Genomic DNA, 25,837 nt, shown 5'->3' on the forward strand with positions numbered 1-25,837 from the left:
CATGAGTCGTCCCGACGTCGTCGTCACCGGGCTCGGCGCGACGACCCCGCTTGGCGGGGACGTCGCGTCGACCTGGGACGCCATGCTCGCCGGCCGCTCCGGGGTGAGTGCTCTCACCCAGGAGTGGGCCGAGCAACTGCCGGTCCGCATCGCCGCCCAGTTGGCGGTGGAGCCGTCCGAGGTGCTGGACCGGGTCCGCCTGCGCCGCCTGGACCGTTCCGAGGCGATCGCGATCATCGCGGCGCAGCAGGCCTGGGCGGACGCCGGCCTCGCCGGCTCCGACCTCGACGGGGAGCGGTTGGCCGTCAGCGTCGGCTCCGGCATCGGCGGTGCCACCACTCTGCTCGCCCAGGACGACATCCTGGAGGCCTCCGGGCCGCGGCGGGTCTCCCCGCACACCATCCCGATGCTGATGCCGAACGGTCCGGCTGCCTGGGTGGGCCTGGAGTTGGGCGCGAAGGCCGGCGTGCACTCGGTGGCCAGCGCCTGCGCCACCGGCGCCGAGGCGATCTCGCTGGGCCTGGACATCATCCGCTCCGGCCGGGCCGACGTGGTGGTGGCCGGCGGCACCGAGGCGGTCATCCACGCGCTGCCGATCGCCGGCTTCAGCTCGATGCGGGCGATGTCGACCCGCAACGACGACCCGGAGCGCGCCTCCCGCCCGTGGGACCGGGGTCGGGACGGTTTCGTCCTCGGTGAGGGCGCCGGCATTCTGGTGTTGGAGCGGGCCGAGCACGCCGCGGCCCGGGGCGCCCGGGTGTACGCGCGCCTCGCCGGTGCCGGCATCACCTCCGACGCGTACGACATCGTGCAGCCGCACGCCGAGGGCGAGGGCGCCATCCGGGCCATCGCCAAGGCGATCGCCGACGCGGACATCGCCAAGCGGGACATCGTGCACGTCAACGCGCACGCCACCTCGACCCCGGTCGGGGACATGCTGGAGATCGGCGGGCTGCACAAGGCGCTCGGCGACCACCCGGTGCTGTCCGCGACGAAGTCGATGACCGGTCACCTGCTCGGCGCGGCCGGCGCGCTGGAGTCGATCGCCACCATCCTGGCGATCCGCGACAGCGTCGTCCCGCCGACGATCAACCTGGACGACCCGGAGCCCGGCCTCACCCTGGACGTCGCCGCGCACAAGGCCCGCCCCATGGAGATCCCGGCCGCGTTGAACAACGCGTTCGGCTTCGGCGGCCACAACGTGGCGCTCGTCTTCGCGCGACCGTGACCGACGGGCCGCCACGGCGGCACGGAACGGGCCCCCAGCCACCGCCGGACGGTGGGTGAGGGCCCGTTCTCCGTTCCGCTCGGCCGGGATCAGCTACCGGGACAGGTCGTCGCGGGCAGGCCGGAAACGGCCACCGGGGACCTGCCGCCCGGCCGGGCCTTGCCGGCGAGCACCGCGGCCAGCGCGGTCATCGACGCCCTGCTGGAGGAGTACGTGGCCAGCAGTGTCGGCGACTTGGCGGTAGCCAGCACGTAGGGGGTGTCCATCGCGACGGTGACCGCCGCGTCCGGACGCAGGTCACCGGCCCCGTCGCCGTAGCCCACCAGGTGCACGATCGTGCCGCCGCTGGGCTTGACCGACACCCCGGCGGCGGTCAGCGCGGCGGTGAGGGCGTTGCGGGTGCCGTCCCGGCCACCGGAGGCGGTGACGGTGACCGGCCCGGGGATCGCCCCTCCGCACTTACCCCGCAGCACGGTGACGGCGGCGGCGGCCAGCGCGTCGGCAGCCGCCCGGTGTCCCGGGGTGTTGAGCGTGGACATCGGCCCGGCCGGTCGCTCGGCGAGCCGGAACTTCATCGTCAGCACCCGGGTGACCGCCTCGACCAGCCGGGGCCGGGGCAGGGACCCACCGCGCAGCGCGGCGAGCAGCCCGTCGTACGCCTGTCCGACGTTCGGGGTCATCAGGATGAGGTCGTTGCCGGCGTTGAGCGCGCGGACCGCCGCCTCGCCGGGCGCCCAGCGCTTCGCGGGCGGCATGTTCATCCCGTCGGTGATCACCACGCCCTGGAAGCCGAGTTGGCCGCGCAGCACGTCGGTGAGCAGCTTGTGCGAGAAGGTCGCCGGGGTCCCCGGGTCGATCGCGCGGGCGTCCAGGTGACCGGACATCACCGCCATCGCGCCGGCCTCCATGCCGGCGGTGAACGGCGGCCAGGCGCCGCTGCGCAGCGCGGCGGCGGACTGGGTGAGCACCGGCAGGTCCTGGTGCGAGTCGTCAGCGCTGTGGCCGTGCCCGGGAAAGTGCTTCAGGGTGGCCGCGACCCCGGCCGCCTGGAGGCCACGGACGGCCCCACCCACCTGCGCGGCGGCCTGCTGCGGGTCGGCGCCGTAGGACCGCGAGCCGATCACCGTGCTGCGGGTGGCCAGCACGTCGGCCACCGGGGCGAAGTCGACGTTGATGCCCATCGCGGCCAGCTCGGTGCCGGCGACCTTCCAGGCGGCCTCGGTGAGCTTCGGATCACCGGCCGCGCCCGCCGCGAGGGCGCTGGGCAGCATCGTGACGCCGTCGGTCACCCGGGTGACGACGCCGTACTCCTGGTCGGTGCCGATCAGCAGCGGCGCGGGGCCGGCGGCGAGCTTGCCGGCGGCGGCGCGCAGCCCGGTGGTGAGGTCGTGCACCTGCTTCGGGTTGTCGACGTTGGTGGTCTCCTGGTTGCCCTTGGTCGGGTCGTCGGCGCTGAAGCCGACCAGGATCAGGCCACCCAGCCGGTACTTGCTGATCATCTCGGCGGGGGTGTCGACGCCGGCCAGGGCCTGGTTGCCGGCCGCCGAGCCGGGCGACACCTTCGTCGCCGCGTCGCCGTAGGCGTAGGGCATCAGGACCTGCCCGACCAGGTCCTCGTCGGAGAGCGTGGCCACCAGCGCGGCGGCCCGGCCGGCGGGGTCGGTGGCCGGCGGCGGAGCGCTCGGGGCGGCGGACGTCCCCGTCGTGCTGCGCGTCGGCGTGGGGCGGTCCGGGTCGTTCCCCGAGCAGCCGGAGGCGAGCAGGGCGGTCAGGGCGACGACTGCGACGCCGCCGCGCCACGGGCGATTCGACACGCCGCCTATCCCACCAGTTCCCCCTTATCGGGGCAACTTGACCTTACCGCCCGCAGCCGTCACCGACGGTACGCGCGCAGGTGGCCCCGCTCCGCGCCGCCCGGTCAGCCGACCCTGGTGAGCAACGTCACCGGTGCGCCGTCGCCGGCGTACCGGTAGGGCTCCAGGTCCGCGTCCCACGCCGTGCCGAGAGCCTTGTCCAGGGCGTGGGCCAGCGCCTCCGGCGCCCGGGAGGCGGCCATCAACGCCCGGAGCCGATCCTCGCCCAGTTGGATGTCGCCGGCCACGCCGACGGTGGCGCGGAACAGACCGCGGGCCGGCACGTACATGAAGCGCTCACCGTCGACGCCGGCGCTCGGCTCCTCGGTGACCTCGAAACGGATCATGGGCCACTGCCGGAGGGCAGCGGCCAGCTCGGCGCCCGTCCCCGGACGGCCGGTCCACCCGCACTCGGCCCGGCGGGCGCCGGGATCGACGGGCTGAGCCGTCCACTGCAGGTTGACCGGCGCGGCTAGGACGCGCGCGATCGCCCACTCGACGTGCGAGCACACGGCGAGCGGGGTCGAGTGGACGTATACGACGCCACGCGTTGGCACGGTGGACCTCCCGGAGAGCGAGGTGCGTCTTCCCCTACGACCTCGGCCACCCAGGTGGTTCGTGCAACACATGATGACTCCTGTGACGCGTGGTGCGCCAGGGAATCGGAAAAAACGCCGGCCGGAATAGCCGGACGGGTGGTCGCCGTTGCCCCTCAGGACACCGCGACGACCAGCATGATGTCGTGGTCCTGTACAGTTCCACCGGCGGCTTATGCCGCGTTACACCTCCGCGGGCCGACGGCACCCCGACGACCCGCACACAGCCCCCGGACGTCCCGTCCTCCCGTACGTCTTGCAAGGAGTACCTCCGTGGCGAGCAACACCTCTAAGACCGCGCGCGCGTCCGTCCGGGCCGGCCAGGCTGGCCAGGGTGGCGCCCTCAGCGTGCTGGGCGAGTTCAAGTACCTCATCCCGCTCAACGGCGGCAAGCACGCCTACGTGCGGAACCTGACCAACGGCAAGACCGCGCACCTGCGCACGGACTCCGACGCCTTCGTCGAGGAGATCCGCGCCCTGGCCGCCGCCGGCCACGCCGCCAAGATCCGGGCAGAGATCAACAACCTGGCCGCCGCCCACCCGGGTGACGGCTGGGAGGCCACCGAGAAGCGCCTGGTCGCGGCCGGCGTCTTCGAGGGCTGACCTCTCCCCCACCGCAACACCTCGAACCGCCCGCCGGGATGTCCCGGCGGGCGGTTTCGTCTGCACGGGCCGAGGTCAGCCCGGCTCGATCACCGCCACCTCGCCGGTGGCCAGGTCGTACAGGCCACCGACCACCGCCACCCGCCCCGCGTCGACCGGCCCGGCGAGCAGGTCGTCGACCCGTAACGCGGCCACCGTGCGCCGGACGTGCTGGCGGATGGCCGACGCGAGCACCGCGGGGTCGGTCAGCCCCACCTCCAGCACCGCCGGGGCGATCTCGTCGACCAGGTGGGCCAGCGAGCCCGCCGGACGCGCGCCGGCACGCAGCGCGTCCACCGTCGCGGCCACCGCACCGCACCGTTCGTGGCCCAGGACCAGGACCAGGGGTACGCCGAGCTGTCCGACCACGTACTCGATCGAGCCGCGCACCGCGCTGTCGAGCACGTGCCCACCGGTGCGGATCACGCAGATCGCGCCGAAGGTCTGGTCGAAGATCGCCTCCAGCGGCACCCGCGAGTCGATGCAGCCGAGCACCACGGCGTACGGCTGCTGGTCGCCGGAGGCGGCGGCTGCGGCGGCGGTGACGTCGTGCCCGTGGATGGGCTGACCGCTGAGGAACCGCCGGTTACCGGCGAGCAGGTCGGCGAGCGCGGCGCGGGGTGTGCCTCCGGCCTGCCGCCGCCGCGCGGACGCCGCGCCCATCGGCGCTCCGGACGACCCCATGCGTCCAGCTTGGTCCGCCGCCGACCGGCGTGGGCGCACTCGGGAATGTTCGCGCCCGCGTGATTGGTGTGCCGTCCTGGCGGGTAGCCGGTGTTACCGCCGGGTATGCGAGGTGCTGATGGTGCCGGGGCGGCAGTGGGGAGGTGGCGATGCCGGAGCGGTTCGAGGTCGGCCTGCCGGACGGCGTCCGGCTCAACGTGGCGGCGACGGGTCCGACGGACGCGCCGGTCACCGCCGTCCTGCTGCACGGTTGGACGCTCGACGGGCGGGCCTGGCACCGGCAGGTCGAGGCGCTTTCCGCAGCGCCGTTCGGCGAGTCGGTGCGGGTGGTGACCTACGACGCGCGGGGGCACGGGCGGTCCAGCTGCATGACACTGCCCACCGCCACCCTGGCGCAGCTCGGCGACGACCTGGCGACGGTGCTCGACACGGTGGCGCCGCACGGTCCGGTGGTCCTGGTCGGGCACTCCATGGGCGGAATGACGATCATGGAGTACGCGCACCGCCACCCGGAGCACTTCGCCGCCCGTACGGCCGGGCTGGTCTTCGTCTCGACCACCGCCGAGGGGCACACGCACACCGTCTACGGGCTCTCGCCGCGGATCGCCCGGTTGATAAGGCTGGCCGAGACGACCGGCGCCGGGGTGCTGGCCCGGTGTGGCTCGTGGCGGCCACCCCGGGCGCTGCTGAACGCCCTGCGACCGAGCATCCGGTGGATGCTCTTCGGTGACCGCTGCGATCCGGCGGACATCCGCCTGGTGACCTCGGCCGTGGCGCGCGCGTCACTGCGTTCGATCGGTGGTTTCCGCGCCTCGATCGGCACCCAGCACCGGCTGGACACGCTCGCGGCGCTGGCGCGACTGCCGGCCGCCGCCCTGGTCGGCGACCGGGACCGGCTGACCCCGCCGCCGTGCGCCGAGTCGATCGCCGCGGCGCTGCCCGCCACCGAGCTGACCATCTGCCCGGGCGCCGGGCACATGCTGATGATGGAACGCCCGGACGAGGTCAACGCCGCGCTCACCGGCGTGCTGCGCCGGGTGCTCGCCGCGACGCCGGCCGCCGAGCGCGTCGCGACGTGCGCCGTGGCGGGGGCCTGAGCACGTTCCCGCACCTCGCGCGTGGCGGGTCGGGCCCGGGGCCGTACCCTTCTGCGGTTGGCCCGCGCGGTTCCCGCCGCCTGCCGGCGACAGTCGAAGGAGCGTGCGTTGACCGACCAGACCGGCCTGGAGCAGGAGATCGCCGTCGAGCAACGACACCTCGACCGGGTGTACGCCCGCCTGGCCGAGCTGCGGCGCTCGGCGGTGCGGGCCGAGCGGGACGGCTACCGGATGGCCCGGGTCGGCACGTTCGGCGCGCTCGTCGAGCGCGACGCGATGGTCTTCCACGCGGCGCAGCGCCGGCACACGCTCGACGCCGAGCACGAGGGGCTGGTCTTCGGCCGGCTGGACCTGCGGGACCGTCAGGTGCTGCACGTCGGACGACTCGGCATCCGGGACGAGGACGCCACCACGCTCGTCGTCGACTGGCGCGCGCCGGCCGCCGCCGCCTTCTACCAGGCCACCCCGGCGCAGCCACTCGGGGTGGTACGCCGGCGCACCATCCAGACCCGGGCCGAGCGGGTCACCCGGATCGAGGACGACCTGCTGGACCCGACCGGGGCGCCGGAGGGCATGACCGTCGTCGGGGACGGCGCGTTGCTGGCCTCGCTGTCCAAGGCCACCGGCCGGGGAATGCGCGACATCGTCGCCACCATCCAGCGGGAGCAGGACGAGGCGATCCGCTCGCCCGGCTCGGGCGTGACGATCGTCGCGGGCGGCCCCGGCACCGGCAAGACCGCCGTCGCCCTGCACCGGGCCGCGTACCTGCTCTATTCCGACCGCAGCCGCTACGCCGGCGGCGGCATCCTCGTGGTCGGCCCGTCGTCGGTGTTCGTCGAGTACATCGGCTCGGTGCTGCCGTCGCTCGGCGAGGACACCGCGACACTGCACTCGCTGGGCTCCCTCTTCCCGGGGATGACCGCCACCCGCACCGATCCGCCCGAGGTGGCGGCGGTGAAGGGTTCCCTGCGGATGCGCCGGGTGCTGGAGCGGGCGGCCCGCGACGCGGTGCCGGGCGGCCCGGGTGAGCTGCGGCTGCTCTACCGGGGCACGCTGCTGCGGCTGGACCGGACCACCCTGGACCGGATCCGGGAGCGGGCGCTGCCCCGGGGTGCCCGGCGCAACGAGGTGCGGCGAGCCGGCTTCGACGGGGTGTTCGCCGCGCTCTGGGCGCAGGCCCGCGAGGTGGGCGTTCCTCGCCTGCCGGAGCAGCCGGCCTTCGAGGCGGAGATCGCCGAGCGGCCGGAGTTCCGGGAGTTCCTCAAGGCGTGGTGGCCCCGCCTGCACCCCCGGCACGTGCTCGGTTGGCTGGCGCGACCGGACCGACTGCGCCGGTACGCCGGCGGCGTCCTCTCCGGCGCGGAGATCCGGTTGCTCACCGCCGCGTACCGGGAGCTGGATTCGGCCGGGCTGACCGTCGCCGACGTGGCGCTGCTGGACGAGTTGGACGCGCTGCTCGGCAAGCCGGTGCGGCCGGCCCGGGCGCGACGCGACCCGTTCCAGCTCGCCGGCGGGGTACGCGAGCTGAGCACCCTCGGCGAACGGCAGCGGGCCGCCCGTGCGGCGGCCCGGGAGCGCCCGGAGGACTACCGGGACTACGCGCACGTGGTGGTGGACGAGGCGCAGGACGTCTCGCCGATGCAGTGGCGGATGATCGGTCGACGGGGCCGGCTGGCCTCCTGGACCATCGTCGGCGACCCCGCGCAGACCGCGTGGACCGGCGACCCGGAGGAGCTGGACCGGGCCCGCGACCAGGCGTTGGGCCGGCGCAAGCGACACGAGTTCACGCTCACCACCAACTACCGCAACTCGGCGGAGATCTTCGCGGTGGCGGCGGCGGAGATCCGCCGGCTCTACCCCGACCTACCGCTGCCGAGCGCGGTACGGTCCACCGGGGTCGCGCCGGTCGCGCTGGTGGTGCCGCCGGCCGGGTTGGAGACCGCGACGGTGGAGGCGACCACCGGCCTGCTGACCGAGGTGGAGGGCACGGTCGGGGTGATCACGCCGGTGCCGCGCCGGGAGGAGGTCGCCGGTTGGCTCGGCGCGCTCGGCGTGCCGCGGTTGCAGGTGGTCACCAGCCTGGAGGCCAAGGGCATGGAGTACGACGGGGTGGTGCTTGTCGCGCCGAGCGAGATCCGGGCGGATCAGGGCGCCGGGGTGCGCACCCTGTACGTGGCGCTCTCCCGGGCCACCCAGCGGCTCACCACCATCGACCCGACCGGCTGACGAACCCGGGCGGCCGCCTGGAGACGCCACCCGAACAGTTGCACACATAGCGATGTGAACATACATTGGACCGGGTCCGGGACGGCGGCGGAAGGTTAGTCACGTGGGCGCAGGTCACGACCACCATCACGGGTCCGTCGCCAATGCCGCACACCGGCACCGGGGACGACTCTGGGGCGCGTTCGGGCTGCTCGCCACCCTGATGGTGATCGAGGCGGTGGTCGCCCTGCGCACCGGCTCGCTCGCCCTGCTCTCCGACGCCGGGCACATGTTCACCGACGTGCTCGGCATCGGGATGGCGCTCGCCGCCATCACCGCGACCCGGCGGGCCACCGGCGACCCCCAGCGCACGTTCGGGCTCTACCGCCTCGAGGTGCTCGCCGCGCTCGCCAACGCCGTGCTGCTCTCCGGCGTCGCCGTGTACGTGGTGATCGAGGCGATCCGTCGCTTCGGCGACCCGCACGAGATCACCGCCGGGCCGGTGCTCGCGGTGGCCGTGCTCGGCCTGCTCGCCAACATCGTCGCCTTCACCCTGCTGCGTGCCGGCGCCCGGGAGAGCATCAACCTCCAGGGCGCCTACCTGGAGGTGCTCGGCGACCTGCTCGGCTCGCTCGGCGTCATCGGCGCGGCGTCGCTCATCGCCGTCACCGACTGGTGGTGGGCCGACCCGCTGGTCGCGGTCGCCATCGGCGCGTTCATCCTGCCCCGCACCTGGCGGTTGGCGCGCGCCGCCATCCGCATCCTCGTGCAGGCCGCCCCGGAACACCTCCAGGTCACCGCCGTGCACGACCGGCTGGCCGCCGTGCCCGGCGTGGTCGAGGTGCACGACCTGCACGTCTGGACGCTCACCTCCGGCATGGAGGTGGCCTCCGCGCACCTGACCACGGCACCCGGCGCGGAGGTCGCCGCGGTGCTCACCGCGGCGCGTACGGCCCTGCACGAAGACTTCCGCATCGAGCACGCGACGCTACAGATCGAGCCCGGCGCGGCCACCGGCGCCTGCGGCTCGATCGAGTGGTGACCGTCGTTCTCCGTGGTGACGCACGCACCGTCCGTCACATCGGCTGCACACGTCCCACCGGCACCGGTAAGCTCGGTCCCGGCCTCCACCAGGCGGCGCCTTCCCGGCGCCGGTGGCGGTCGCCGCCTAATCGCCCGCGAGGGCGAACCGGGGAACCACGTTCCTGGGGTGCATCCGCGTCAGCGGTAGGGATCTTCCGTCCCGAACCCGTCAGCTAACCCGGTCGGCGGCTGACGGAAGGACATGCGTAGTGGCACCAGCACGCCCACCCGCCGCCCGACTGGCGGCGCTGATCGTCGCGATGCTCGCCCTCGGCGTCGCGCTCCCGGCCGGCACCGTCTCGGCCGCTCCCCCGACCGGCCGGCAGGCCGCCGCACCCGACTCCGACGAGGAGGGCGGCACTCCCGCGCTGCGCGCCCAACTGGAGGCCGCCAGCAAGGGCTACCTGGACGCGAAGCGCGCCCTGGACGCCTCCGTACGACGGCAGCAACAGCTCGCCACCAAACTCAAGGAGATCGAGGTCGAGCTGGCCCACCGCGACGAGAAGGTCGGCGAGATCGCCGTCGTGGCGTACCGCAGCGGCCGGCTCGGCGCGGTGTCGGCGCTGCTCAACAGCAACAACCCGGAGGGCTTCATGGACCGGGCCGCCGCGCTGGAGGCGGTGGCCGCCAACGAGGACCGGGTGCTCCAGGACCTGCTCGACACCAGGGACCAGGCCAACCGCACCCGGGTCGCGCTGGACGGCGAGATCAACGAACAGCGCAAGCAGGTGGCGGTGATGGCCAAGCGCAAGGAGCAGGCCGAACGCGCCCTGACCGTGGCCACCACCCCCAGGCCGCAGACCACCGCCGACAGCGGCTCCAACCGGGGCACCTCCTCCGCCAACGCCACCGCCGCGCCGCGTAACTCCGACGGCTCCTGGCCCTCGGAGTCGTGCAGCGTCAACGACCCCACCCCGGCCAACGGGTGCATCACCCCCCGCACGTTGCACGCGCTCAACCAGGCCAAGGCCGCCGGCTTCACCCGGTACGTCTCCTGCCACCGTTCCGGCGGCTCGGGTGAGCACCCGAAGGGGCGGGCCTGCGACTTCGCGGCGCAGAAGAACGGCTTCGGCGGGAACGCCACGGGCGGCGACAAGACGTACGGCAACAACCTGGCGGCGTACTTCATCCGCAACGCGGACCGGCTCGCCGTGCTCTACGTGATCTGGTACAGGCAGATCTGGCTGCCCAGCAGCGGGTGGAAGTCGTACAGCGGGGCGAACGGCACCCCGTCCACCGACCACACCAACCACGTACACCTGTCGGTCTACTGACCGGGGCGCGCTGCCGGGGGGTCCGGCCCGCCGGCAGCGCGGCCCCGGTGTCGGCTACGTCGGCGGGCGTACCCCGGATGACGCCGGCTGTCGGACGACGCGGCCGGCGCCGGCGGCGAGCATCGCGGTATGGCTCGGATCCCACCGCCCGCGCGCAAGGCGCTGCTCACACTGCACCTGGTCACCGCACTCGGCTGGCTCGGCGCCGACCTGGCGCTTCTCACGCTCGGCATCGCCGCGCAGCGTGGTGCCGTCGACCCGGCGGTGGCGTACCCGGCGGCGGCGCTCGTCGGCACCGTGCTGTTCGCGCCGCTGAGCGTCCTGGTCTGGCTGATCGGTGTCGCCAGTTCGTTGCTCACCCCGTGGGGCCTGGTGCGGTACCACTGGGTGCTGGTCAAGCTCGTGGTCACCACTGTGCTGGTCGGGCTGGTGCTGTTCCTGCTCACCCCGAACCTGCGGCACGCCGCAGAGCTGGGGTCCGCCCTCCCGGCACGGGACCGTGCCGACCTGGTGATCGCGCCCGCGGTGTCGACAACCCTGATGATCGTGGTGACGGTGCTGTCCACCTACAAGCCCTGGGGCCGCCGACCCCCGGCCCGCCAAGCCCGAGCAGCAACCCCAAGATAGACAAAGCCCCCGCCCCGCCCGCCCCGCCCCGCCCCGCCCCGGCGATCTTGCACTTACTGTGCCGATATAAGGGGCATGGCACCCATAACGACAACCGGAACTGCAAGATCGGCGAGGTCAGGGGGTGCGGGGAAGGGGCGGGGTTCAGGGGTTCAGGGGTTCAGGGGTTCAGGGGTTCAGGGGTTCAGGGGTTCAGGGGTTCAGGGGTTCAGGGGTTCAGGGGTTCAGGGGTTCAGGGGTTCAGGGCTGCGGCCAGGCGGGCGGCCAGGGCCAGGTGGGCGGCTTGGGCCTGGCGGAACGCGTACCGGAACAGCGGGCTCGGCGCGGTCAGGGTGATCTCCACGTCGATGCGGACCAGCCCGTCCGGCTCGGACCGCAGCCGGGTGTGGTTGCGCACCGTGGTCGCCGGCCACTGCCTGGCCACCATCACGATCTCGTCGTCCTCGACGACCAGCACGTCCGCGTGGTACGTGGTCCGGAAGCGCAGCGGACCCGCCGCCAACCGGTCGTTGATCGTGTAACTGGCCTGCGCGCCCGGCCGGGCCGGCACCTGACGGACCTGGACGATCAGCGGATGCAGCTCGCCGTGCCGGGTCAGGTCGCTGAGCAACGCCGCCGCCTCGGCGAGCGAGCACCGCGCCTGGACGGTGTAGCTGAAGGTATCGCTGCTGGGCACACCGTCTCCCGCCATCGCTGGTCGCCCGATCGTCCCGTACCGATGTCCGACTGGCAACATCGTGACGCGCCCGGGGGCGCGGGGACCCGAAACGGATTGGACGAGCAGCCGCTGACGGGGTGCCCCGGCGCCGTCAGGCGCCGGGCAGCACCTCGGGGGTGGCGACGCCGGCGAAGTAGGGCTCCGGGGCGCCGAAGAGACCGAGCAGGCCGGTCACCCAGAGCTGCCGGTGCACGAACCGGCTCGGCTGGGTGACCACCAGCTTGACGTCGCTGACCTCGGCGGTCTGGAAGCCGGCGACCATGGCGCTGATGCCCACGGAGTCGATGAAGGTGACCAGCCTCATGTTGAGCTCGATGCGCAGCGGTCGGCTCTTGGCCAGCACCTCCGCGATCGCCTCGCGCACCTCGTACGCCGTGTCGACGTCGATCTCGCCTCGCGGCGCGATCTCCACGACTCCACCGGACAGAACAGACTTCACGATCGACAGGCTCACGCGAGCACCTCCACCCGCCCGTCCCCCGGGCGCCTCATCAGTACGCGGGCCGCGACCGAGAGTATTCCTCCGATGGCCTCGGTCGCCACCCCTCGGGATGAGCAATTCGCGGACCCGGACCCACAAAAGCCGACCATATCCGTACTTTTCAGTATCTGATTACTCAAGACTTTTTGTTATCTGGGCACCGCCGATCGGTCGCGACCGGCCGCCGACGTCGTCGACCAGCCCGGTCACCACGCCGCCGACAAGGGTAGCGGTCCGGACCCGACGCGCCCGACAACCAGCCCACGGGGTACGCCCAGCCCGTGCCGCACCGGCGTGTCGCCGGCAGTCGTCCGATCCGTGCCCGTCCACCGTTGCCGACCCGCCCTAGCATCGGTCCGACAGACGGACAGCGACAGAGAGGATCTTCGATGATCAAGCGACTGGCGGGGCTGGCCGGTGTCGGCGTCCTGCTCGCCGTGGTGTTGGCCTGCGGTTTCGGTGGCGGGGACGACGATGGTGGTGATGATGACGACGACTTCGCTCGCGGCGTGACGGTGTCCGTCCCGCGCTGATCCAGCGATCCCCCGGCGCCCGGGTTTGCGCCCGGCCGGCGCGGGGCACTGCGGGATAGGCGAGATCGTGACGCGCTGGACAGACGCCGAAGTCCGAAGTGGCCGGCGGCTACGGCACCCGAGGAGGTAACCACGATGTTCGGAACGAACCTGCTGGACCGCCGCAGCAAGCCGGAGCGGATCGCGGACCAGGCCTGGGAGCACCTGGTCTCCGCCGTCAGCTCCGCCGGCGACAGCGTGCGCGACAGTGTGCGCGACACCGCCCGGTCGGCCCGGCGCAGCGGCAGCGACTTCGCCGACGGGGCGGGCGACCTGGTGGGCTCCGCCGCCGAGGAGGCGCGGCGGCGCGCCGCCCTGGCCTTCGACGCGCTCGCCGGTCGCCAGCCGGCGCTGCCCTGGACGCTCCTGATCGGCGCCGCGCTGGTCGGCGCCGCGGTCGGCTGGGCGGTCGGCTCAGCCGCACGGGCCGCGGGCAGCCGCGACGATCGGTCGGTCGACGACGTGGAGTTCGTCGACGTCGACCGACCCAACTCCCCGGCGGTCTAGACCGCAGCGGCGAACCGGCGGCCCCGCTCGACGTCGATCGAGCGGGGCCGCCGTCATGCCGCCACCGGACCGGTCCGCCGGGTGCCGGACCCCTCAGGCAGCCCGGCGGACCGGTGTTCGGGTAGTGACCCAGTGCCCCGCCCGGGTCAGCTGTACAGCGGCCCGTGCGGATGGTGGTGGCAGAAGCCGTCCTGGTGGCGGTGGGATGGGGCCACCGTGACGGCCATGGGCGGGTCGAACCCGGGGGACGGATCTCGACCGGTGCTGACGCCGCGACCGGGGGACGGGCACGACGACGGCGACGGGAGAGCTGCCCGGGACTCTCCGCAACCCGATGCGACGGCTCTCGCTATCGAGCAACGCCATTACCGTAACCGAAAACAGCTCACTATGGAAGCGCTCCCACCACCGGTGTTCCGGCCGCGCCCATCACCCGCCGGGTGCCGGCCTCACCCTGCCCGGGCGAGGCCGGGTCACCCCGGACGGTGGCACCATCGGCGCAGGGGCGGACCTCCGGCCACAACCGCCATTCGGTCTGCCGTCGGCACAGCGGAGGAGGGACAGATGGCCATCGCGGAGATCAACCGCACCGACCAGGATATCCAGTCCGCCGTCCTCGACGAGCTGACCTGGGAGCCGCGGGTGCAGCCGCACGAGATCGGCGTGACGGTCGTCGAGGGCGTCGTCACCCTGACCGGTCGCGTGGACAGCTACGCCAAGAAGTGGGCCGCGGAACGGGCCACCCATCGGGTCGCCTCGGTCCGGGCGGTCGCCAACGACGTGGCGGTGCGGCTGACCAGCGTGACGGAACGCGCCGACACCGACCTGGCCGCCGCCGCCAGCCACACGCTGGAGTGGGACGCCTTCGTGCCCATCGAGAAGCTCCAGGTCACCGTCGCCGCCGGGTGGGTGACGCTGCACGGCGACGTCGAATGGGAGTACCAGCGGCGGGCGGCCGAGAACGCGGTCTCCCGGCTGACCGGGGTGCGCGGCGTGAGCAACGGCATCACCGTCCGGCCGGCCACCGCTCCGGACGGGCGGAACCTGGCCGACCGGATCGTCGACGCCCTCGCCCGCGCCGGCGCGACCGAGGCCGAGCGGATCAGCGTCCGGGTGCACGGCGACACCGCCATCCTCGCCGGACTGGTGCACTCCATGCCCGAACGGGCCGAGGTGGAGCAGATCGCCTGGTCCGCGCCGGGTATCCGGGAGGTGCAGAACCACATCGCGGTCGCCCCGGTGCTGCGCTGAGCGCGCGCGGATCGGCCGCCCGCCCGGAGGCGTACGGAAACCACCCCGGGCGGGTGAGTCCGCCTCACCCGCCCCGGGAGCAGGCTGGTGGCATGACTGATCCGAACGGGCTGATCCAACCGGGGCGTGCCGCACCCGGGTTCACGCTGCCGGCCACTCCGGACGGGCGCCTGACCGGGCCCGAGCAGTTCCGCGGCCGGCCGGTCGTGCTCGTCTTCTACCCCGCCGACTGGAGCCCCGTGTGTGGCGACCAGATGTCGCTCTACCAGTCGGCGGCACCCGTCTTCGCCCAGTACCAGGCGGTGGTGCTCGGCATCTCGGTGGACAGCATCTGGTCGCACCGGGCCTTCGCCGAGAGCCGGGGCATCGAGTTCCCCCTGCTGGCGGATTTCGAGCCCAAGGGCGAGGTGGCTCGCCGGTACGGCGCGTACCTTCCCCGGGGCGAGGCGGCCCGGGCGCTGGTGGTACTCGACCCGGCGGGGACGGTGAGCTGGAGCCACCTGTCGCCGCCCGACGTCAACCCCGGCGCGGACGGCATCTTCGACGCCCTGGACCGAATGGCAGCCGATCGGAAGGTGAGCGCCTGATGAGCACGCCCCTGCAGGTCACCGCCCGGCTCCGCGACCCGGTGACCGACGCGGACCACATCCGCGGGCCGGCGGACGCGGCGGTGACGATCGTCGAGTACGGCGATTTCCAGTGCCAGTTCTGTGGCGCCGCGTACCCGAACCTGCACGAGTTGCTGCGGCAGCGCGCCGACACCGTCCGGCTGGTCTACCGCTACTTTCCCATCGCCAACGTGCACCCGTACGCCGAGCGCGCCGCCGAGACGGCCGAGGCCGCCGGGGTACGGGGACGGTTCTGGGAGATGCACGACTGGCTCTACGAGCACCAGGACCAACTCGACCCGGTGCACCTCTCCCTCGGCGTCGAACAGGTCGGGTTGCCGCCGGACGAGTTGAACGCCGAGGTGGAGAACCGTACGCACGCGGACCGGGTGCGCCGGGACTTCGTGGGCGGCATCCGCAGCGGGGTGAACGGCACCCCCACCCTGTTCGTCAACGGCGTCCGGCACGACGGCGGCTACGACCTGCCGGACCTGCTGGCGGCCACCGACGCCGCCGCCGACGCCTGAACGACGAAGCCCGCTCAGATCAGCCGCAACTCGCGCGCCCGCCGGACCGCCTCGCGCCGGCGGGTCGCGTCGAGCTTGCGGTAGATGTTGCGGACGTGGGTCTTGACGGTGTTGACCGAGAGGGACAACTCGCTGGCGATCTCCACGTTGGACAGGATGCTCTGCAGGTAGCGCAGGATGGTCAACTCCCGCTCGGTGAGCGGTTCGTCGAGACCGCCCCGGGGCCCGGCGGCCGACCCGGTGACGTTCTCGCCGGCATCCTGCACCATCTCGCGCACCAGCGCGAAGTGCGCGGTGCCCGCGTCCAGGTGGGCCGCCAACAGGTCCCGGACCGGCGGCTCGGCGCGGGTGAAGGCCCGCCGGCAGCCCGGCGGACCGGCCAGGTCGAGCACCTGTTCCAGCAGCCGTCCCGCCCGCCGCCCGTCGCCGGCGCGCTCGGCCAGCACCGCGTCCAGCAGACCCGCGTTCAGGCGTACCGGCAGGGGCCAGGACGTGGCCGTCTCCGGCTGCCAGTCCGGCAGGGCCCGCTCGGCGGCGGCGGCGTCGCCGGCCAGCAGTTCCACCTTCGCCAGCGCCACCGCGAGCGCTGGATCGGCGCCCTCGACGCTCACCAGGTCACGGGCGGCGTCCAGGTCGCCCCGCTCGGCGCGCAGCTCGGCCTCGGCGGCCCGCAGCGCAGCGGTCAGTTCGCCGGCGGACGGCCGGTCGGCGAGCGCGTCCCGGGCCCGGACGAGCAGCCGCTGACCCGCCGCCGGGTCGCCGGCGTCCCGGTGCAGCCACGCCCGGCAGAGCGCGGCCACCGCCGCCGCCACCGGTTCCCCGTCCAGGGCGGTCCGGGCGTCGCCGTCCTCCGGGACGCCACCCCAGCCGTCGGCGACGGACGCCGGGAGGGCGAGGGAGAGGTTCGCCGTGGCCTCCTCGGGCTGGTCCCGCAGCAGCGCCACCACGGCCAGGGCCAGGTACGCGTACGCGCAGTCGAGCCGACAGGACCAGCCCCGACCGGCCGGCATGGCCAGCGCGTCGCGGGCCGTCCGCTCGGCCGTGGACAGCTCACCGCGGACCGCGAGCAGCACCGCGGCGCGGCTGGCCGCGACCATTTCGGTACGCGGACGACCGGCCTCCCGGGCCGCCGCGTGGGCCCGGACGAACCGGCCGGTCGGCAACCCGCCGTCGGCCAGCTCGACAAGCCCCAGCGCGGTGCCGGTGAAGGCGCGCAGGTCCAGGTCGTCCGCCGCGCCGCCGCCACCCGCCGTGGGAGCGGAGCGTGCCGCGGAGGTCGGCGGGACGTCGGGCGGCCGGGTGCGCAGCAGCCGCGCGGCGGTGGAGCGGGCCGCGGCGTGGTCGCCCGCGAGCCGGGCCAGCGTCAGCTCCAGCGCGGTGACCAACCGGAGGAACCGGTCGCGACGCGGCACCGGCAGGTTGGTGGCCCACCCGGCGGCGGCGTGCAGGTGGCCGGTCGCAGCCGGCAGGTCCCCGGCGTACGCCCGCTCGGCGGCGCAGGCCAACACCACCTCCGGGTCGGCGCGGAGCACGAGGTCCGGCGGGGGCGTCGGCGCCGGGACGGGCACCGACGCGGCGTCGTACCGGGTCAGCTCCGGCCAGTGTGCGACCAGCAGGTCGCCGGCCAGGTCCCACCGGCCGGCGGTCAGCGCGTGCCGCAGGCCGTCGGCGGGGCGGCCGTTGCCGGCGTACCAGTCGGCGGCGCGGACGTGCAGCTCACGGACCTCGTCGGGAGGCAGCCGCTCCAGGTCCGCGCGGAGCAGGTCGGCGAGCAGCGCCTCGCAGCGGTACCACGGCGGCCGGGTGTCCTCCCGGCGCAGCAGGCCACCGGTCCCGGCCAGGTCGGCCAGCGCCTGGCCGGCGTCGACGCGACCGGTCAGCGCCTCGGCCAGGGCGGCGCAGACACTGTCCACCACAGCGGTACGACGCAACAGGTCCAGCGCGGACGGGTCGACAGCGACGAGCACCTCCTCGCGCAGGTAACCCGCGACCTCCGGTTGGTCGCCGCCGAACTGCCCCACCCACCGCTCCGGGTCGGGCTGTCCGCGTACACCGAGGGCGGCGATGCGCAGCGCGGCCGGCCAGCCGCCGGTGCGCCCACGCAGCCGGCGCACGGCGGTCGCCGGTAGCGCGGCGGCGTGCGCGGTGAGCAGGTCGGCGACCTCGTCGTCGGTGAACGCCAGCTCGTCCCGCCCGATCTCGGTCAGCTCGCCCGCGAGGCGGAGCCGGTGCAGCGGCAGGTGCACGCCGGCCCGCGCCCCGACCACCAGGCGCAGCCGCTGGTCGGCGTGGCGCAGCAGGAACTCCAGGCCGGCCAACGGCGCCGGGTCGGCGACCCGGTGCAGGTCGTCCAGGATCAGCAGCACCGGACGGTCCGCGACGGCCAGCGTCGCCGCCAACGCCTCCAACTGGTCGGGGCGCGGTGGGCGGTCGGGCACCAGGCCGTCCTCGGCCGACCCGGTCGCCGAGCGCAGCGCCGCCGCGAGGTACGCCCACAGACGGTCCCCGTCGTCCCCGGCCTCCACCGACACCCACGCCGGGACCGGCTCGTCCACCGCCGCCACCGACAGGTCACCCGAGTCGGGCACGACGGTCCCCGGCTCGGCCTCCGGCGTGCCGCCGGACAGCCGTACCCACGAGGCGAGCAACGTCGTCTTGCCCCAGCCCGCCGGGGCGGCGACAAGCGTGACCGCTCCGGTGCTGCCCTCGTCCAGCCGGCGCAGCAGCCGGGGCCGGGCCACCACCGGCTCCGGCGGCACGGCCGGGGTCAGTCGAGACGCCAGCAGCGGCGGTCCGGGCGCCGTCTCGGCCCGTACGGGATTCTGCTGTCGCGGCACCCGGCCCCACCCCCACCACGCGTTCCGCCCCCGGTCGGCGAGCGGTTACCCGGAGTGGGCCGGTTCACCCCTTCCGGGCGAGCACGCTTCACCCGCCGCCGACCGACGATCGCAGGACGTGAACCCGGAAGGACCGGTGGTGCCGATGGGACGGCTGGGACGGGTCGGACGGCTGGCGCTCGGCGCGGCGGCGCGCGTGCTGCGCGTACCCCGGTGGCCTGGACGGTTCGCGACGGACCGTGACCCGGCCGCGCCGGAGCGCTGGGAGGTGGTGACCGTCGACCGGCCGCCGGAGCAGGTCCTTCCCGGCGGGCGCTGGCCCGAGCCGCTGCGCCGCCTGGACGGCGCGATCGAGGTGCGGACGCGCCGGGCGCCCGGTGACCGGGGCACCGAGCTGGCCGCCCGGCGCCTGGCCGGCGGGGCCCCGCCCCGGGGGCTGGCCGCGCACCTGGTCGGTGACGACCCCCGGCTGCTGCTCCGCCGCACCCTGCGACAGGTGAAGCAGCGGGCGGAGGCCGGTGAGGTGCTGCGCGCGGACCGGTCCCCGCTGGACCGTCCCGAGGTCCGCCGGTGAGGGCGCTGTGCTGGGTGGGCGCCGACGAGCTGGCGGTACGCGAGGTGCCCGACCCGGAGCTGCGCAACGAGCGGGACGTCATCGTCCGGGTACGCCGCAGCGCCACCTGCGGCGGTGACCTGCCACTGCTGGCCGGCCGGCATCCGTTGCTGCGCCCCGGCGACGTGCTCGGCGCGGAGTTCCTCGGCGAGGTGGTCGAGGTCGGCCCCGGTGTGCGCCGGCACCGTCCCGGCGACCGGGTGGTCGTCGGCACGAGCGTCGCCTGCGGCGGCTGCTGGTACTGCCGTCACGGCCTGCACTCCTGCTGCGACAACGGCAGCGCCGACCCGGCGAGCGTCGATCCCGACTGGACGCACGGGGACGCGGGCTGCTTCGGCCGACCCCGGGCGGCGGGCGGGTTCGCGGGCGGCCACGCCGAGTACGTGCGGGTGCCGTACGCCGACGTCGGCGCGTTCGCGGTGCCGGACGCGGTGGACGACGACCGGGCGGTGTTCGCCGCCGACGCGGCGCCGACCGGGTGGCTGGCCGCCGAGGCGGGTGGGGTACGCCCCGGCGACGTGGTGGCCGTCTGGGGCGCCGGGGCGGTGGGCCAGTTGAGCGCCAGCGCCGCGGTGCTGTCGGGCGCCGAGCGGGTGCTCGTCGTGGACCGGCACGCGGACCGGTTGCGGATGGCCGAGCGGTACTGCGGGGCGGAGCCGCTGGACTACCGGCGTACCGACGTCGCGGCGGAGCTCCGCGAGCGCAGCGGCGGACGCGGGCCGGACGTCTGCGTGGTGGCGGTGGGCTCGCCGCCGGCGGACCGCCTTCTCCGTCGGCGGGCGGACCGGCCGGACGCGCTCCGCGAGGCCGTGTACGCCTGCCGTAAGGGCGGTGTGGTGGTGGTGCTCGACGGGACGGACGGGTTCGTCGACGCGTTTCCCCTGGGCACGGTGACCGAGCGGCGGCTCACGCTGCGCGGTGTGCGTCGCGCGGAGGTGCGCGACGTGCCGATGCTGCTGGACCGGATGGCTCGCGACGAGCTGCGCACCGAACACCTCGCCACCCACCGGCTGCCCCTGCGCCAGGGTCCGCACGGGTACGCGCTGTTCCGGGACCGGGCCGACGGCTGCGTACGAGCGGTGTTCACGCCGTGACGCCCTGCTCGCCGGTGCGCGCGCCCTGCTCGCCGGTGCGCGTCGGGGCGGCGGGTGACAGACTCCGGGGATGACCGGGGAGCGGACGTACGACGTGGTGCTGTTCGGCGCGACCGGGTTCACCGGTGGACTGACCGCCGAGTACCTGGCCCGGCACGCGCCCGCCGGGCTGCGCTGGGCGCTGGCCGGGCGCAGCCCGGAACGCCTCGCCGCCGTCCGGGGCCGGCTCGTCGCGATCGACGGGGCGCTCGCCGAGCTGCCGCTACTCACGGCCGACGTGACCGACGCCGGATCGCTGCGGGCGGTGGCGGGAAGCGCCCGGGTGGTCGCCAGCACCGTCGGTCCGTTCATCCGGCACGGAGAGCCGCTCGTCGCGGCCTGCGCGCGGGCCGGCACCGACTACCTGGACATCACCGGCGAGCCGGAGTTCGTCGACCGGATGTACCTGCGCCACCACGCCGAGGCGACGCGCACCGGGGCCCGGCTGGTGCACGCCTGCGGGTTCGACTCGATCCCGCACGACCTGGGCGCCTGGTTCACCGTCAAGCAGTTGCCCACCGACGTCCCGATCAGTGTGGACGGTTACGTGCGCGCCGGTGGCCGGTTCTCCGCCGGCACCTACCACTCGGCGCTCACCGCGTTCTCCCGGTCCGGGCAGGCCAGCCAGGCCGCCCGGGAGCGTCGGGCGGTCGAACCCCGCCCCACCGACCGCCGGGTGCGGGCGGTGCCCGGTCGGCTCGCCCGCTCGGCGGAGCTGGGCGTCTGGACCGTGCCGCTGCCGACCATCGACCCGCAGGTGGTCCGCCGTTCGGCGGCGGCCCGTCCGGAGTACGGTCCGGACTTCCGCTACCGGCACTTCGCCGCCGTCAAGCGGCTGCCGACAGTGCTGGCCGGCGCGGTCGGGCTCGGCGCGCTGATCGGGCTGGTGAAGCTCCCGCCGAGCCGGCGTTGGCTGCTCAACCGGCTCGCCTCCGGGCAGGGGCCCACCGCGCGGCAGCGGGCCTCGTCCTGGTTCCGGGTCCGGTTCGTCGGCACCGGCGGCGGCCAGCGGGTGGTCACCGAGGTGTCCGGCGGTGACCCCGGTTACGACGAGACGGCGAAGATGCTCGCCGAGGCGGCGCTCTGCCTGGCGCTGGACGACCTCCCGCCGACCGCCGGCCAGCTCACCCCGGTCGCGGCGATGGGTGACGCGCTGCTCGACCGGCTGACCCGGGCCGGCCTCACCTTCCGGGTGCTGGACCGTTCGGCTTGACCCTCGACCGGGTCGAGGGGGCAGGATGCCGCACGTGAGCGACCTGCACAGCATCGGTGAGCTGGCCCGAGCCAGCGGCCTGACCGTCAGCGCGCTGCGCTTCTACGACTCGGCCGGGGTGCTGGAGCCGGCCCTGGTCGACCCGGTGACCGGTTACCGCTGGTACGCCGAGGAGCAGATCGCCCCGGCCCGGCTGGTGGCCGGGCTGCGTCGGATCGGCATGCCGGTGCCGGAGATCGCCGCGGCGGTCCGCGCGGAGCCGAAGGTGGTGCACGACCTGCTCGACACGCACCTGCGCCGGCTGGCCGACGGGCTCGCCGACGCCCGTCGTGAGGTGGCCCGGCTCCGGGCGCTGGTCAGCCCGACCGGGACGGCCACCACCACCCTGCTGCTCTCCCCCGCCGACCTGGCCGCCGCGCTGGACGCGGTGCGCTTCGCCGTCGGCGTCGACAGGGAGCTGCCGATGCTCTCCGGCGTGCTGTTCGACGTGGAGTCCGACGGCGTCCGGCTGGTCGCCACCGACCGCTACCGGCTGGCGCTGGCACGGGCCACGGCCGACGTCGACGGTCCGCCGGCACGGGTGTTCGTTCCGGTCGCTCTCGTCGACGCGGTGCGACCGCTGCTCGACGTCGCCGACACCTGGCCGGTGCGGCTGACCGTGGCGGGCGGGCAGCTACGGCTGCGGGTGGCCGACCGCACGTTGACCGGGGACGCCCTGCCGTACGACTTCCCGGACTACCGACGGCTGCTGCGCACGTCGGTGGGCGAGCGACCCACCGCCCGCCGGGTCCGGGTGGACGTGGCCACGCTGCGCGCCGCGCTGGCCGACCCGGCGGCCCCCACCGTCGCCGTCGTCCACGACGGCACGCCCCGGGAGGTCACCGTGCTCGGTGTCGACGACGACGGCGGCCTGCGCCTGCTCCCCGACACCGACCTGGGCGCCGACGTGCTGCGGGTCGGGGTGGACGGTGGCTACCTGCTGGACGCGCTGGACGCGGCGGGCGCCCCGCAACTGGTGCTGGAGCTGGACGGGCCGATCGCCCCGCTGGCCGTACGTCGGCCGGACGACGCGGACACCTACTCGGTGCTGATGCCGATCCGGCTCTGAGCGCGGGCCCGCAGTCCCCGTCCCGGATGCGCTGGCCCGCGACGGTAGCATCGGGTGGTTCACCTGTGACCCCGGACGGAGGCGTACGGAGCAGCATGCTCGACATGGAGTTGATCCGGAAGGATCGCGAGGCGGTGGCGACCGCGCTGGCGAAGCGACTGGATCCCGCCGAGGTCACCCGGTCCCTGGACGAGATCCAGCGACTCGACCAGGAACGCCGCGCCCTGATCACGGAGATCGACGCCGAGCGGCAGCGCCGCAAGGCCGAGGCACGGGCGTACGCGCAGGCCAAGCGCGCCGGCGAGGAGCCGCAGGTCGCCGCGCCGGACGCCGAGCGCAGGCAGCTCGCCGACCTGGAGTCCCAGCTCGACGGCGTGCAGGCCCGGTTGCGCGACGCGATGAGCGAGTTGCCCAACCTGCCCAGCGACGACGTCGTGGCCGGCGGCAAGGAGGCCAACCGGGTCGTCAAGACCTTCGGCGAGCCGCCGGTGATCGAGAAGGTCCGCGACCACGTGGAGCTGAGCCGCGCGCTGGGGCTGGTCGACTACGAGCGGGGGGTCAAGCTCGGCGGTTCCGGCTTCTGGATCTACACCGGCATCGGCGCCCGGCTGGAGTGGGCGCTGCTCAACTACTTCGTCGACCAGCACATCCGGGCCGGCTACGAGTTCCTGCTGCCGCCGCACCTGCTGCTCGACTCGGCCGGCTTCGCCGCCGGCCAGTTCCCCAAGTTCTACGACGACGTCTACCACCTGGACCGGGAGTCCGCGCCACGTGGGCAGTTCCTGCTGCCGACGTCGGAGACGGCGATCCTGGGCGCGTACCAGGACGAGATCCTGGAGACGGCGAAGCTGCCGCTGCGGGCGTTCGCGTACACCCCGTGCTACCGGCGGGAGTCGGCGGGCTCACACTCGGACGAGCGCGGCACGGTGCGCGGGCACCAGTTCAACAAGGTGGAGATCTTCCAGTTCACCCTGCCGGAGCAGGCCGACGCGGCACTGGAGGAGATGCTCGCCCACGCCGAGAGCCTGGTCGAGGGTCTGGGCCTGCACTACCAGCGCACGCTGCTCTCGGCCGGTGACGCCAGCGCCTCGATGAAGAAGACCCTCGACATCGAGGTGTGGATGCCGAGCACCGGCAAGTACAAGGAGGTGTCGTCGGTCTCCTGGGCCGGCGACTACCAGGCCCGCCGGGCGGCCATCCGCTACCGGGAGCCGGGTGGCAAGCAGACCCGGTTCGTGCACACCCTCAACGGCTCCGCCCTGGCCACCAGCCGCCTCTTCCCGGCCATCCTGGAGCAGTACCAGCAGGCCGACGGCAGCGTCCTGGTCCCCAAGGTCCTCCAGGACCGCCTAGGCACCGACCGCCTAACCCCCCGCTGACCCCCCACCCCCCACCCCACCCACCCCACCCACCCCCGCCCGCACCGGTTGATCATGAAGTTATTGCCCTACGCCTCGGCGTGTCCTGGTCATAACTTCATGATCAACCGGGTCGAGAACCGGGGTGGGGTGGGTGGGTTGGGGGGTGGGTTGGGGGGCGGCGGGGGCGGAGGAGTGCCGTGAGGAGCAGGGCGGCCAGGGCCACCGGGAGCGCTGTGGGGCCGATCGCGTCCAGGGCGTCGGCCAGGCCGTGTTGGAGCCGGGACGCCGCCCTGATCACCGGGTCGTCGAAGGCGTCACGGCGACCGGCGGCCAGGCGGATCTCGTACCAGCCGTACCAGGCGACATAGCCACCGCTGAGCAGCAGCACCAGGCCGCTGAGCCGGGGCACCACCGCGCCGGCGACCCGCAGCCGGGCCACCAGCCCGTCGCGCACCAGCGCCACGCCGAGCGCGGCTACAGCGACCACCAGGCCCATCCCGAGGGCGTACGCGCCGAACAGCGCCAACCCGCTGCCGGTCGAGCCGGCCTGGAGGCTGGTCACCACGATGGCCAGGAACGGCGCGATGGCGCAGCCGAGCGACGCCAGCGCGTACGCCGCGCCGAACAGCGCCATCGACGGCCAGGACCGGGTGAGCCGGGGCGCCCGCGCGGACCAGCCCGGGGCGGGCAGCCGTTGGCCGGCGAGCAGCCAACAGCCGACCAGCACCAGCAGCGCGCCGAGCGCCACGGTCACCCACGGCAGCCGGGGCCGCAGCCAACCGGCCAGCGGCGCGAGGGCCAGGCCGAACGCGCCGAAGACCAGCACGTACCCCACGGTGAGCCCGGCCGCCGCGGTCAGCGCGCGGCCGACCGCGCCGCGGGTGTCCGACCTCCCCGCGACCAACAGCGAGAGGTACGCGGGCAGCAGGGCGAAGCCGCACGGGTTGACCGCGCCGAGCATGCCGGCGGTCAGCGCGAGCAGCAGTGGCGCGGTCACGCCCCGGCCAGCGCGGCGACCCGGGCGGTGAGCGCCTCGCCGTCCAGGAAGCCCTGGTGCGCGATCCTGCCGTCGCGGTCGATGATCACGAAGATGCTCTGCTCGGTGACCTTGAACCGGCGCCACAGGGCGCCCTTCTGGTCGTTGAGCTGTCGGGTCGCGCCGAGGTCGAACTCGGTGACGAACTCCCGCATCGCGCGCGGCTCGCCCAGCCCGGCGACGCCGATGATCGGCACCGTGTCGCGGTAGCGGGGCTCGACCTCGGCCACCGTCCAGGCCTGGCTGGCGCAGGTGGCGCACCAGGGCGCCCAGAACCACAGCACCACCGGCCTGCCGGCGAACTGCGCGGCGTCGAACGCGGCCCCGCCGAGGGTGGTCCCACTGAAGCGCAGCACGTCCGGCACCCGGGCCGGCGCGGCACCCACCGCCCCGGTCGGCGCACCGGTCGGGGTGGCCGCGACGGTGACCGGGGCGCCGGCCGGGGCCGTACCGGCGGTGGCCGGCCCGCCCGGCGCGGTGCCGGTGCACGCGGCGACGCCGGACAGGGCCGCGACGAGCGCCCCGACGGTGGCGGCGCGGCGCAGTCGCCCGGCCGTTCCGCCCGACCTGACCATCCGCATCC

Annotated in this window: 25 protein-coding genes and 1 riboswitch; of the genes, 17 read left to right on the forward strand and 8 right to left on the reverse strand. The window is 74.4% G+C overall.

The window, feature by feature from the left end; genetic code table 11:
* The first annotated feature begins 1 nt into the window (after position 1).
* Positions 2–1,228, forward strand: a complete 1,227-nt coding sequence (gene fabF, locus O7634_RS01990; protein WP_278148464.1) for a beta-ketoacyl-ACP synthase II — start codon at positions 2–4, stop codon at positions 1,226–1,228.
* 89 nt (positions 1,229–1,317) lie between these two features.
* Here the strand turns inward: fabF and O7634_RS01995 are convergent, their stop codons facing one another.
* Both O7634_RS01995 and O7634_RS02000 read right to left on the reverse strand, forming a co-directional pair.
* A complete protein-coding gene (locus O7634_RS01995) occupies positions 1,318–3,042 on the reverse strand; it encodes a glycoside hydrolase family 3 N-terminal domain-containing protein (RefSeq protein WP_278148465.1) in 1,725 nt (574 codons plus the stop codon).
* A 104-nt stretch (positions 3,043–3,146) separates the two neighbouring features.
* Positions 3,147–3,638, reverse strand: coding sequence for a DUF3145 domain-containing protein (locus O7634_RS02000; RefSeq protein WP_278148466.1), 492 nt, complete (start codon positions 3,636–3,638; stop codon positions 3,147–3,149).
* A 312-nt stretch (positions 3,639–3,950) separates the two neighbouring features.
* Here O7634_RS02000 and O7634_RS02005 point away from each other — a divergent pair, with 312 nt between their 5' ends.
* Positions 3,951–4,280, forward strand: coding sequence for a hypothetical protein (locus O7634_RS02005; protein ID WP_278148467.1), 330 nt, complete (start codon positions 3,951–3,953; stop codon positions 4,278–4,280).
* A gap of 75 nt (positions 4,281–4,355) precedes the next feature.
* Here O7634_RS02005 and O7634_RS02010 read toward each other — a convergent pair whose 3' ends face one another.
* Complete coding sequence (locus O7634_RS02010; protein WP_278148468.1) at positions 4,356–5,003, reverse strand: carbonic anhydrase; 648 nt, start codon at positions 5,001–5,003, stop codon at positions 4,356–4,358.
* 149 nt (positions 5,004–5,152) lie between these two features.
* Here O7634_RS02010 and O7634_RS02015 point away from each other — a divergent pair, with 149 nt between their 5' ends.
* The 5 genes from O7634_RS02015 (at position 5,153) to O7634_RS02035 (ending at position 11,289) form a co-directional block, all read left to right on the forward strand.
* Positions 5,153–6,100, forward strand: coding sequence for an alpha/beta hydrolase (locus tag O7634_RS02015; protein ID WP_278148469.1), 948 nt, complete (start codon positions 5,153–5,155; stop codon positions 6,098–6,100).
* Between the two features lie 108 nt (positions 6,101–6,208).
* Positions 6,209–8,326 (forward strand): AAA family ATPase, encoded by a 2,118-nt coding sequence (locus O7634_RS02020; RefSeq protein WP_278148470.1) that lies wholly within the window; start codon positions 6,209–6,211, stop codon positions 8,324–8,326.
* A gap of 103 nt (positions 8,327–8,429) precedes the next feature.
* A complete protein-coding gene (locus tag O7634_RS02025) occupies positions 8,430–9,347 on the forward strand; it encodes a cation diffusion facilitator family transporter (protein WP_278148471.1) in 918 nt (305 codons plus the stop codon).
* Positions 9,348–9,460: 113 nt separating this feature from the next.
* Positions 9,461–9,592, forward strand: a riboswitch (cyclic di-AMP (ydaO/yuaA leader).
* A gap of 56 nt (positions 9,593–9,648) precedes the next feature.
* On the forward strand, positions 9,649–10,662 hold the full coding sequence (locus O7634_RS02030) for a hypothetical protein (RefSeq protein WP_278153839.1): 1,014 nt from the start codon (positions 9,649–9,651) through the stop codon (positions 10,660–10,662).
* Positions 10,663–10,791: 129 nt separating this feature from the next.
* Positions 10,792–11,289, forward strand: coding sequence for a hypothetical protein (locus tag O7634_RS02035; protein WP_278148472.1), 498 nt, complete (start codon positions 10,792–10,794; stop codon positions 11,287–11,289).
* A 232-nt stretch (positions 11,290–11,521) separates the two neighbouring features.
* Here O7634_RS02035 and O7634_RS02040 read toward each other — a convergent pair whose 3' ends face one another.
* Both O7634_RS02040 and O7634_RS02045 read right to left on the reverse strand, forming a co-directional pair.
* Complete coding sequence (locus O7634_RS02040; protein ID WP_278148473.1) at positions 11,522–11,965, reverse strand: SRPBCC family protein; 444 nt, start codon at positions 11,963–11,965, stop codon at positions 11,522–11,524.
* Between the two features lie 133 nt (positions 11,966–12,098).
* The gene (locus tag O7634_RS02045) at positions 12,099–12,461 is read right to left on the reverse strand and encodes an STAS domain-containing protein (RefSeq protein ID WP_278148474.1); all 363 of its coding nucleotides are present in this window, start codon (positions 12,459–12,461) and stop codon (positions 12,099–12,101) included.
* Positions 12,462–12,877: 416 nt separating this feature from the next.
* Here O7634_RS02045 and O7634_RS02050 point away from each other — a divergent pair, with 416 nt between their 5' ends.
* From O7634_RS02050 to O7634_RS02070, 5 genes are all read left to right on the forward strand, one after another.
* Entirely contained in the window at positions 12,878–13,021 is a 144-nt protein-coding gene (locus tag O7634_RS02050; RefSeq protein WP_278148475.1) for a hypothetical protein, read from the forward strand.
* 135 nt (positions 13,022–13,156) lie between these two features.
* Complete coding sequence (locus tag O7634_RS02055; protein WP_278148476.1) at positions 13,157–13,567, forward strand: hypothetical protein; 411 nt, start codon at positions 13,157–13,159, stop codon at positions 13,565–13,567.
* A 564-nt stretch (positions 13,568–14,131) separates the two neighbouring features.
* On the forward strand, positions 14,132–14,818 hold the full coding sequence (locus tag O7634_RS02060; RefSeq protein ID WP_278148477.1) for a BON domain-containing protein: 687 nt from the start codon (positions 14,132–14,134) through the stop codon (positions 14,816–14,818).
* Between the two features lie 92 nt (positions 14,819–14,910).
* On the forward strand, positions 14,911–15,405 hold the full coding sequence (locus O7634_RS02065; protein WP_278148478.1) for a redoxin domain-containing protein: 495 nt from the start codon (positions 14,911–14,913) through the stop codon (positions 15,403–15,405).
* Positions 15,405–15,953, forward strand: coding sequence for a thioredoxin domain-containing protein (locus O7634_RS02070; protein WP_278148479.1), 549 nt, complete (start codon positions 15,405–15,407; stop codon positions 15,951–15,953). Before O7634_RS02065 ends, O7634_RS02070 begins: the two co-directional genes overlap by 1 nt.
* Before the next feature lie 14 nt (positions 15,954–15,967).
* On the opposite strand, the gene O7634_RS02075 is transcribed toward O7634_RS02070, so the two are convergent.
* Positions 15,968–18,790 (reverse strand): LuxR C-terminal-related transcriptional regulator, encoded by a 2,823-nt coding sequence (locus O7634_RS02075; protein WP_278148480.1) that lies wholly within the window; start codon positions 18,788–18,790, stop codon positions 15,968–15,970.
* 136 nt (positions 18,791–18,926) lie between these two features.
* On the opposite strand from O7634_RS02075, the gene O7634_RS02080 reads away from it, so the two are divergent.
* The 5 genes from O7634_RS02080 to serS all read left to right on the forward strand — a co-directional run bounded on the left by O7634_RS02080 (position 18,927) and on the right by serS (position 24,236).
* Positions 18,927–19,364 carry a hypothetical protein gene (locus tag O7634_RS02080; RefSeq protein WP_278153840.1) on the forward strand — a complete coding sequence of 146 codons (438 nt, stop codon included), beginning with the start codon at positions 18,927–18,929 and terminating at the stop codon, positions 19,362–19,364.
* A complete protein-coding gene (locus tag O7634_RS02085) occupies positions 19,361–20,497 on the forward strand; it encodes an alcohol dehydrogenase catalytic domain-containing protein (RefSeq protein ID WP_278148481.1) in 1,137 nt (378 codons plus the stop codon). The genes O7634_RS02080 and O7634_RS02085 overlap by 4 nt, the downstream gene beginning before the upstream one ends.
* Before the next feature lie 70 nt (positions 20,498–20,567).
* A complete protein-coding gene (locus O7634_RS02090; RefSeq protein WP_278148482.1) occupies positions 20,568–21,749 on the forward strand; it encodes a saccharopine dehydrogenase NADP-binding domain-containing protein in 1,182 nt (393 codons plus the stop codon).
* Positions 21,750–21,774: 25 nt separating this feature from the next.
* On the forward strand, positions 21,775–22,857 hold the full coding sequence (locus tag O7634_RS02095; protein WP_278148483.1) for a MerR family transcriptional regulator: 1,083 nt from the start codon (positions 21,775–21,777) through the stop codon (positions 22,855–22,857).
* Positions 22,858–22,952: 95 nt separating this feature from the next.
* Positions 22,953–24,236: a serine--tRNA ligase gene (gene serS, locus O7634_RS02100; RefSeq protein ID WP_278153841.1), complete on the forward strand. Its 1,284-nt coding sequence runs from the start codon at positions 22,953–22,955 to the stop codon at positions 24,234–24,236.
* Positions 24,237–24,339: 103 nt separating this feature from the next.
* On the opposite strand, the gene O7634_RS02105 is transcribed toward serS, so the two are convergent.
* Both O7634_RS02105 and O7634_RS02110 read right to left on the reverse strand, forming a co-directional pair.
* A complete protein-coding gene (locus O7634_RS02105) occupies positions 24,340–25,215 on the reverse strand; it encodes a cytochrome c biogenesis protein CcdA (protein ID WP_278148484.1) in 876 nt (291 codons plus the stop codon).
* Positions 25,212–25,835, reverse strand: a complete 624-nt coding sequence (locus O7634_RS02110) for a redoxin family protein (RefSeq protein WP_278148485.1) — start codon at positions 25,833–25,835, stop codon at positions 25,212–25,214. Before O7634_RS02110 ends, O7634_RS02105 begins: the two co-directional genes overlap by 4 nt.
* Positions 25,836–25,837 lie beyond the last annotated feature (2 nt).

Source organism: Micromonospora sp. WMMD1120 (assembly GCF_029626235.1).
In the GTDB taxonomy this organism is placed as follows: Bacteria; Actinomycetota; Actinomycetes; order Mycobacteriales; family Micromonosporaceae; genus Micromonospora.

Coding starts and splice junctions, on each gene's coding strand:
- O7634_RS02110 (WP_278148485.1), bottom strand. CDS start 25,835: ATGCGGATGGTCAGGTCGGGCGGAACGGCCGGGCGACTGCGCCGCGCC.
- O7634_RS02035 (WP_278148472.1), top strand. CDS start 10,792: ATGGCTCGGATCCCACCGCCCGCGCGCAAGGCGCTGCTCACACTGCAC.
- O7634_RS02050 (WP_278148475.1), top strand. CDS start 12,878: ATGATCAAGCGACTGGCGGGGCTGGCCGGTGTCGGCGTCCTGCTCGCC.
- serS (WP_278153841.1), top strand. CDS start 22,953: ATGCTCGACATGGAGTTGATCCGGAAGGATCGCGAGGCGGTGGCGACC.
- O7634_RS02060 (WP_278148477.1), top strand. CDS start 14,132: ATGGCCATCGCGGAGATCAACCGCACCGACCAGGATATCCAGTCCGCC.
- O7634_RS02015 (WP_278148469.1), top strand. CDS start 5,153: ATGCCGGAGCGGTTCGAGGTCGGCCTGCCGGACGGCGTCCGGCTCAAC.
- O7634_RS02065 (WP_278148478.1), top strand. CDS start 14,911: ATGACTGATCCGAACGGGCTGATCCAACCGGGGCGTGCCGCACCCGGG.
- O7634_RS02070 (WP_278148479.1), top strand. CDS start 15,405: ATGAGCACGCCCCTGCAGGTCACCGCCCGGCTCCGCGACCCGGTGACC.
- O7634_RS02055 (WP_278148476.1), top strand. CDS start 13,157: ATGTTCGGAACGAACCTGCTGGACCGCCGCAGCAAGCCGGAGCGGATC.
- O7634_RS02090 (WP_278148482.1), top strand. CDS start 20,568: ATGACCGGGGAGCGGACGTACGACGTGGTGCTGTTCGGCGCGACCGGG.
- O7634_RS02030 (WP_278153839.1), top strand. CDS start 9,649: ATGCTCGCCCTCGGCGTCGCGCTCCCGGCCGGCACCGTCTCGGCCGCT.
- fabF (WP_278148464.1), top strand. CDS start 2: ATGAGTCGTCCCGACGTCGTCGTCACCGGGCTCGGCGCGACGACCCCG.
- O7634_RS02095 (WP_278148483.1), top strand. CDS start 21,775: ATGCCGCACGTGAGCGACCTGCACAGCATCGGTGAGCTGGCCCGAGCC.
- O7634_RS02010 (WP_278148468.1), bottom strand. CDS start 5,003: ATGGGGTCGTCCGGAGCGCCGATGGGCGCGGCGTCCGCGCGGCGGCGG.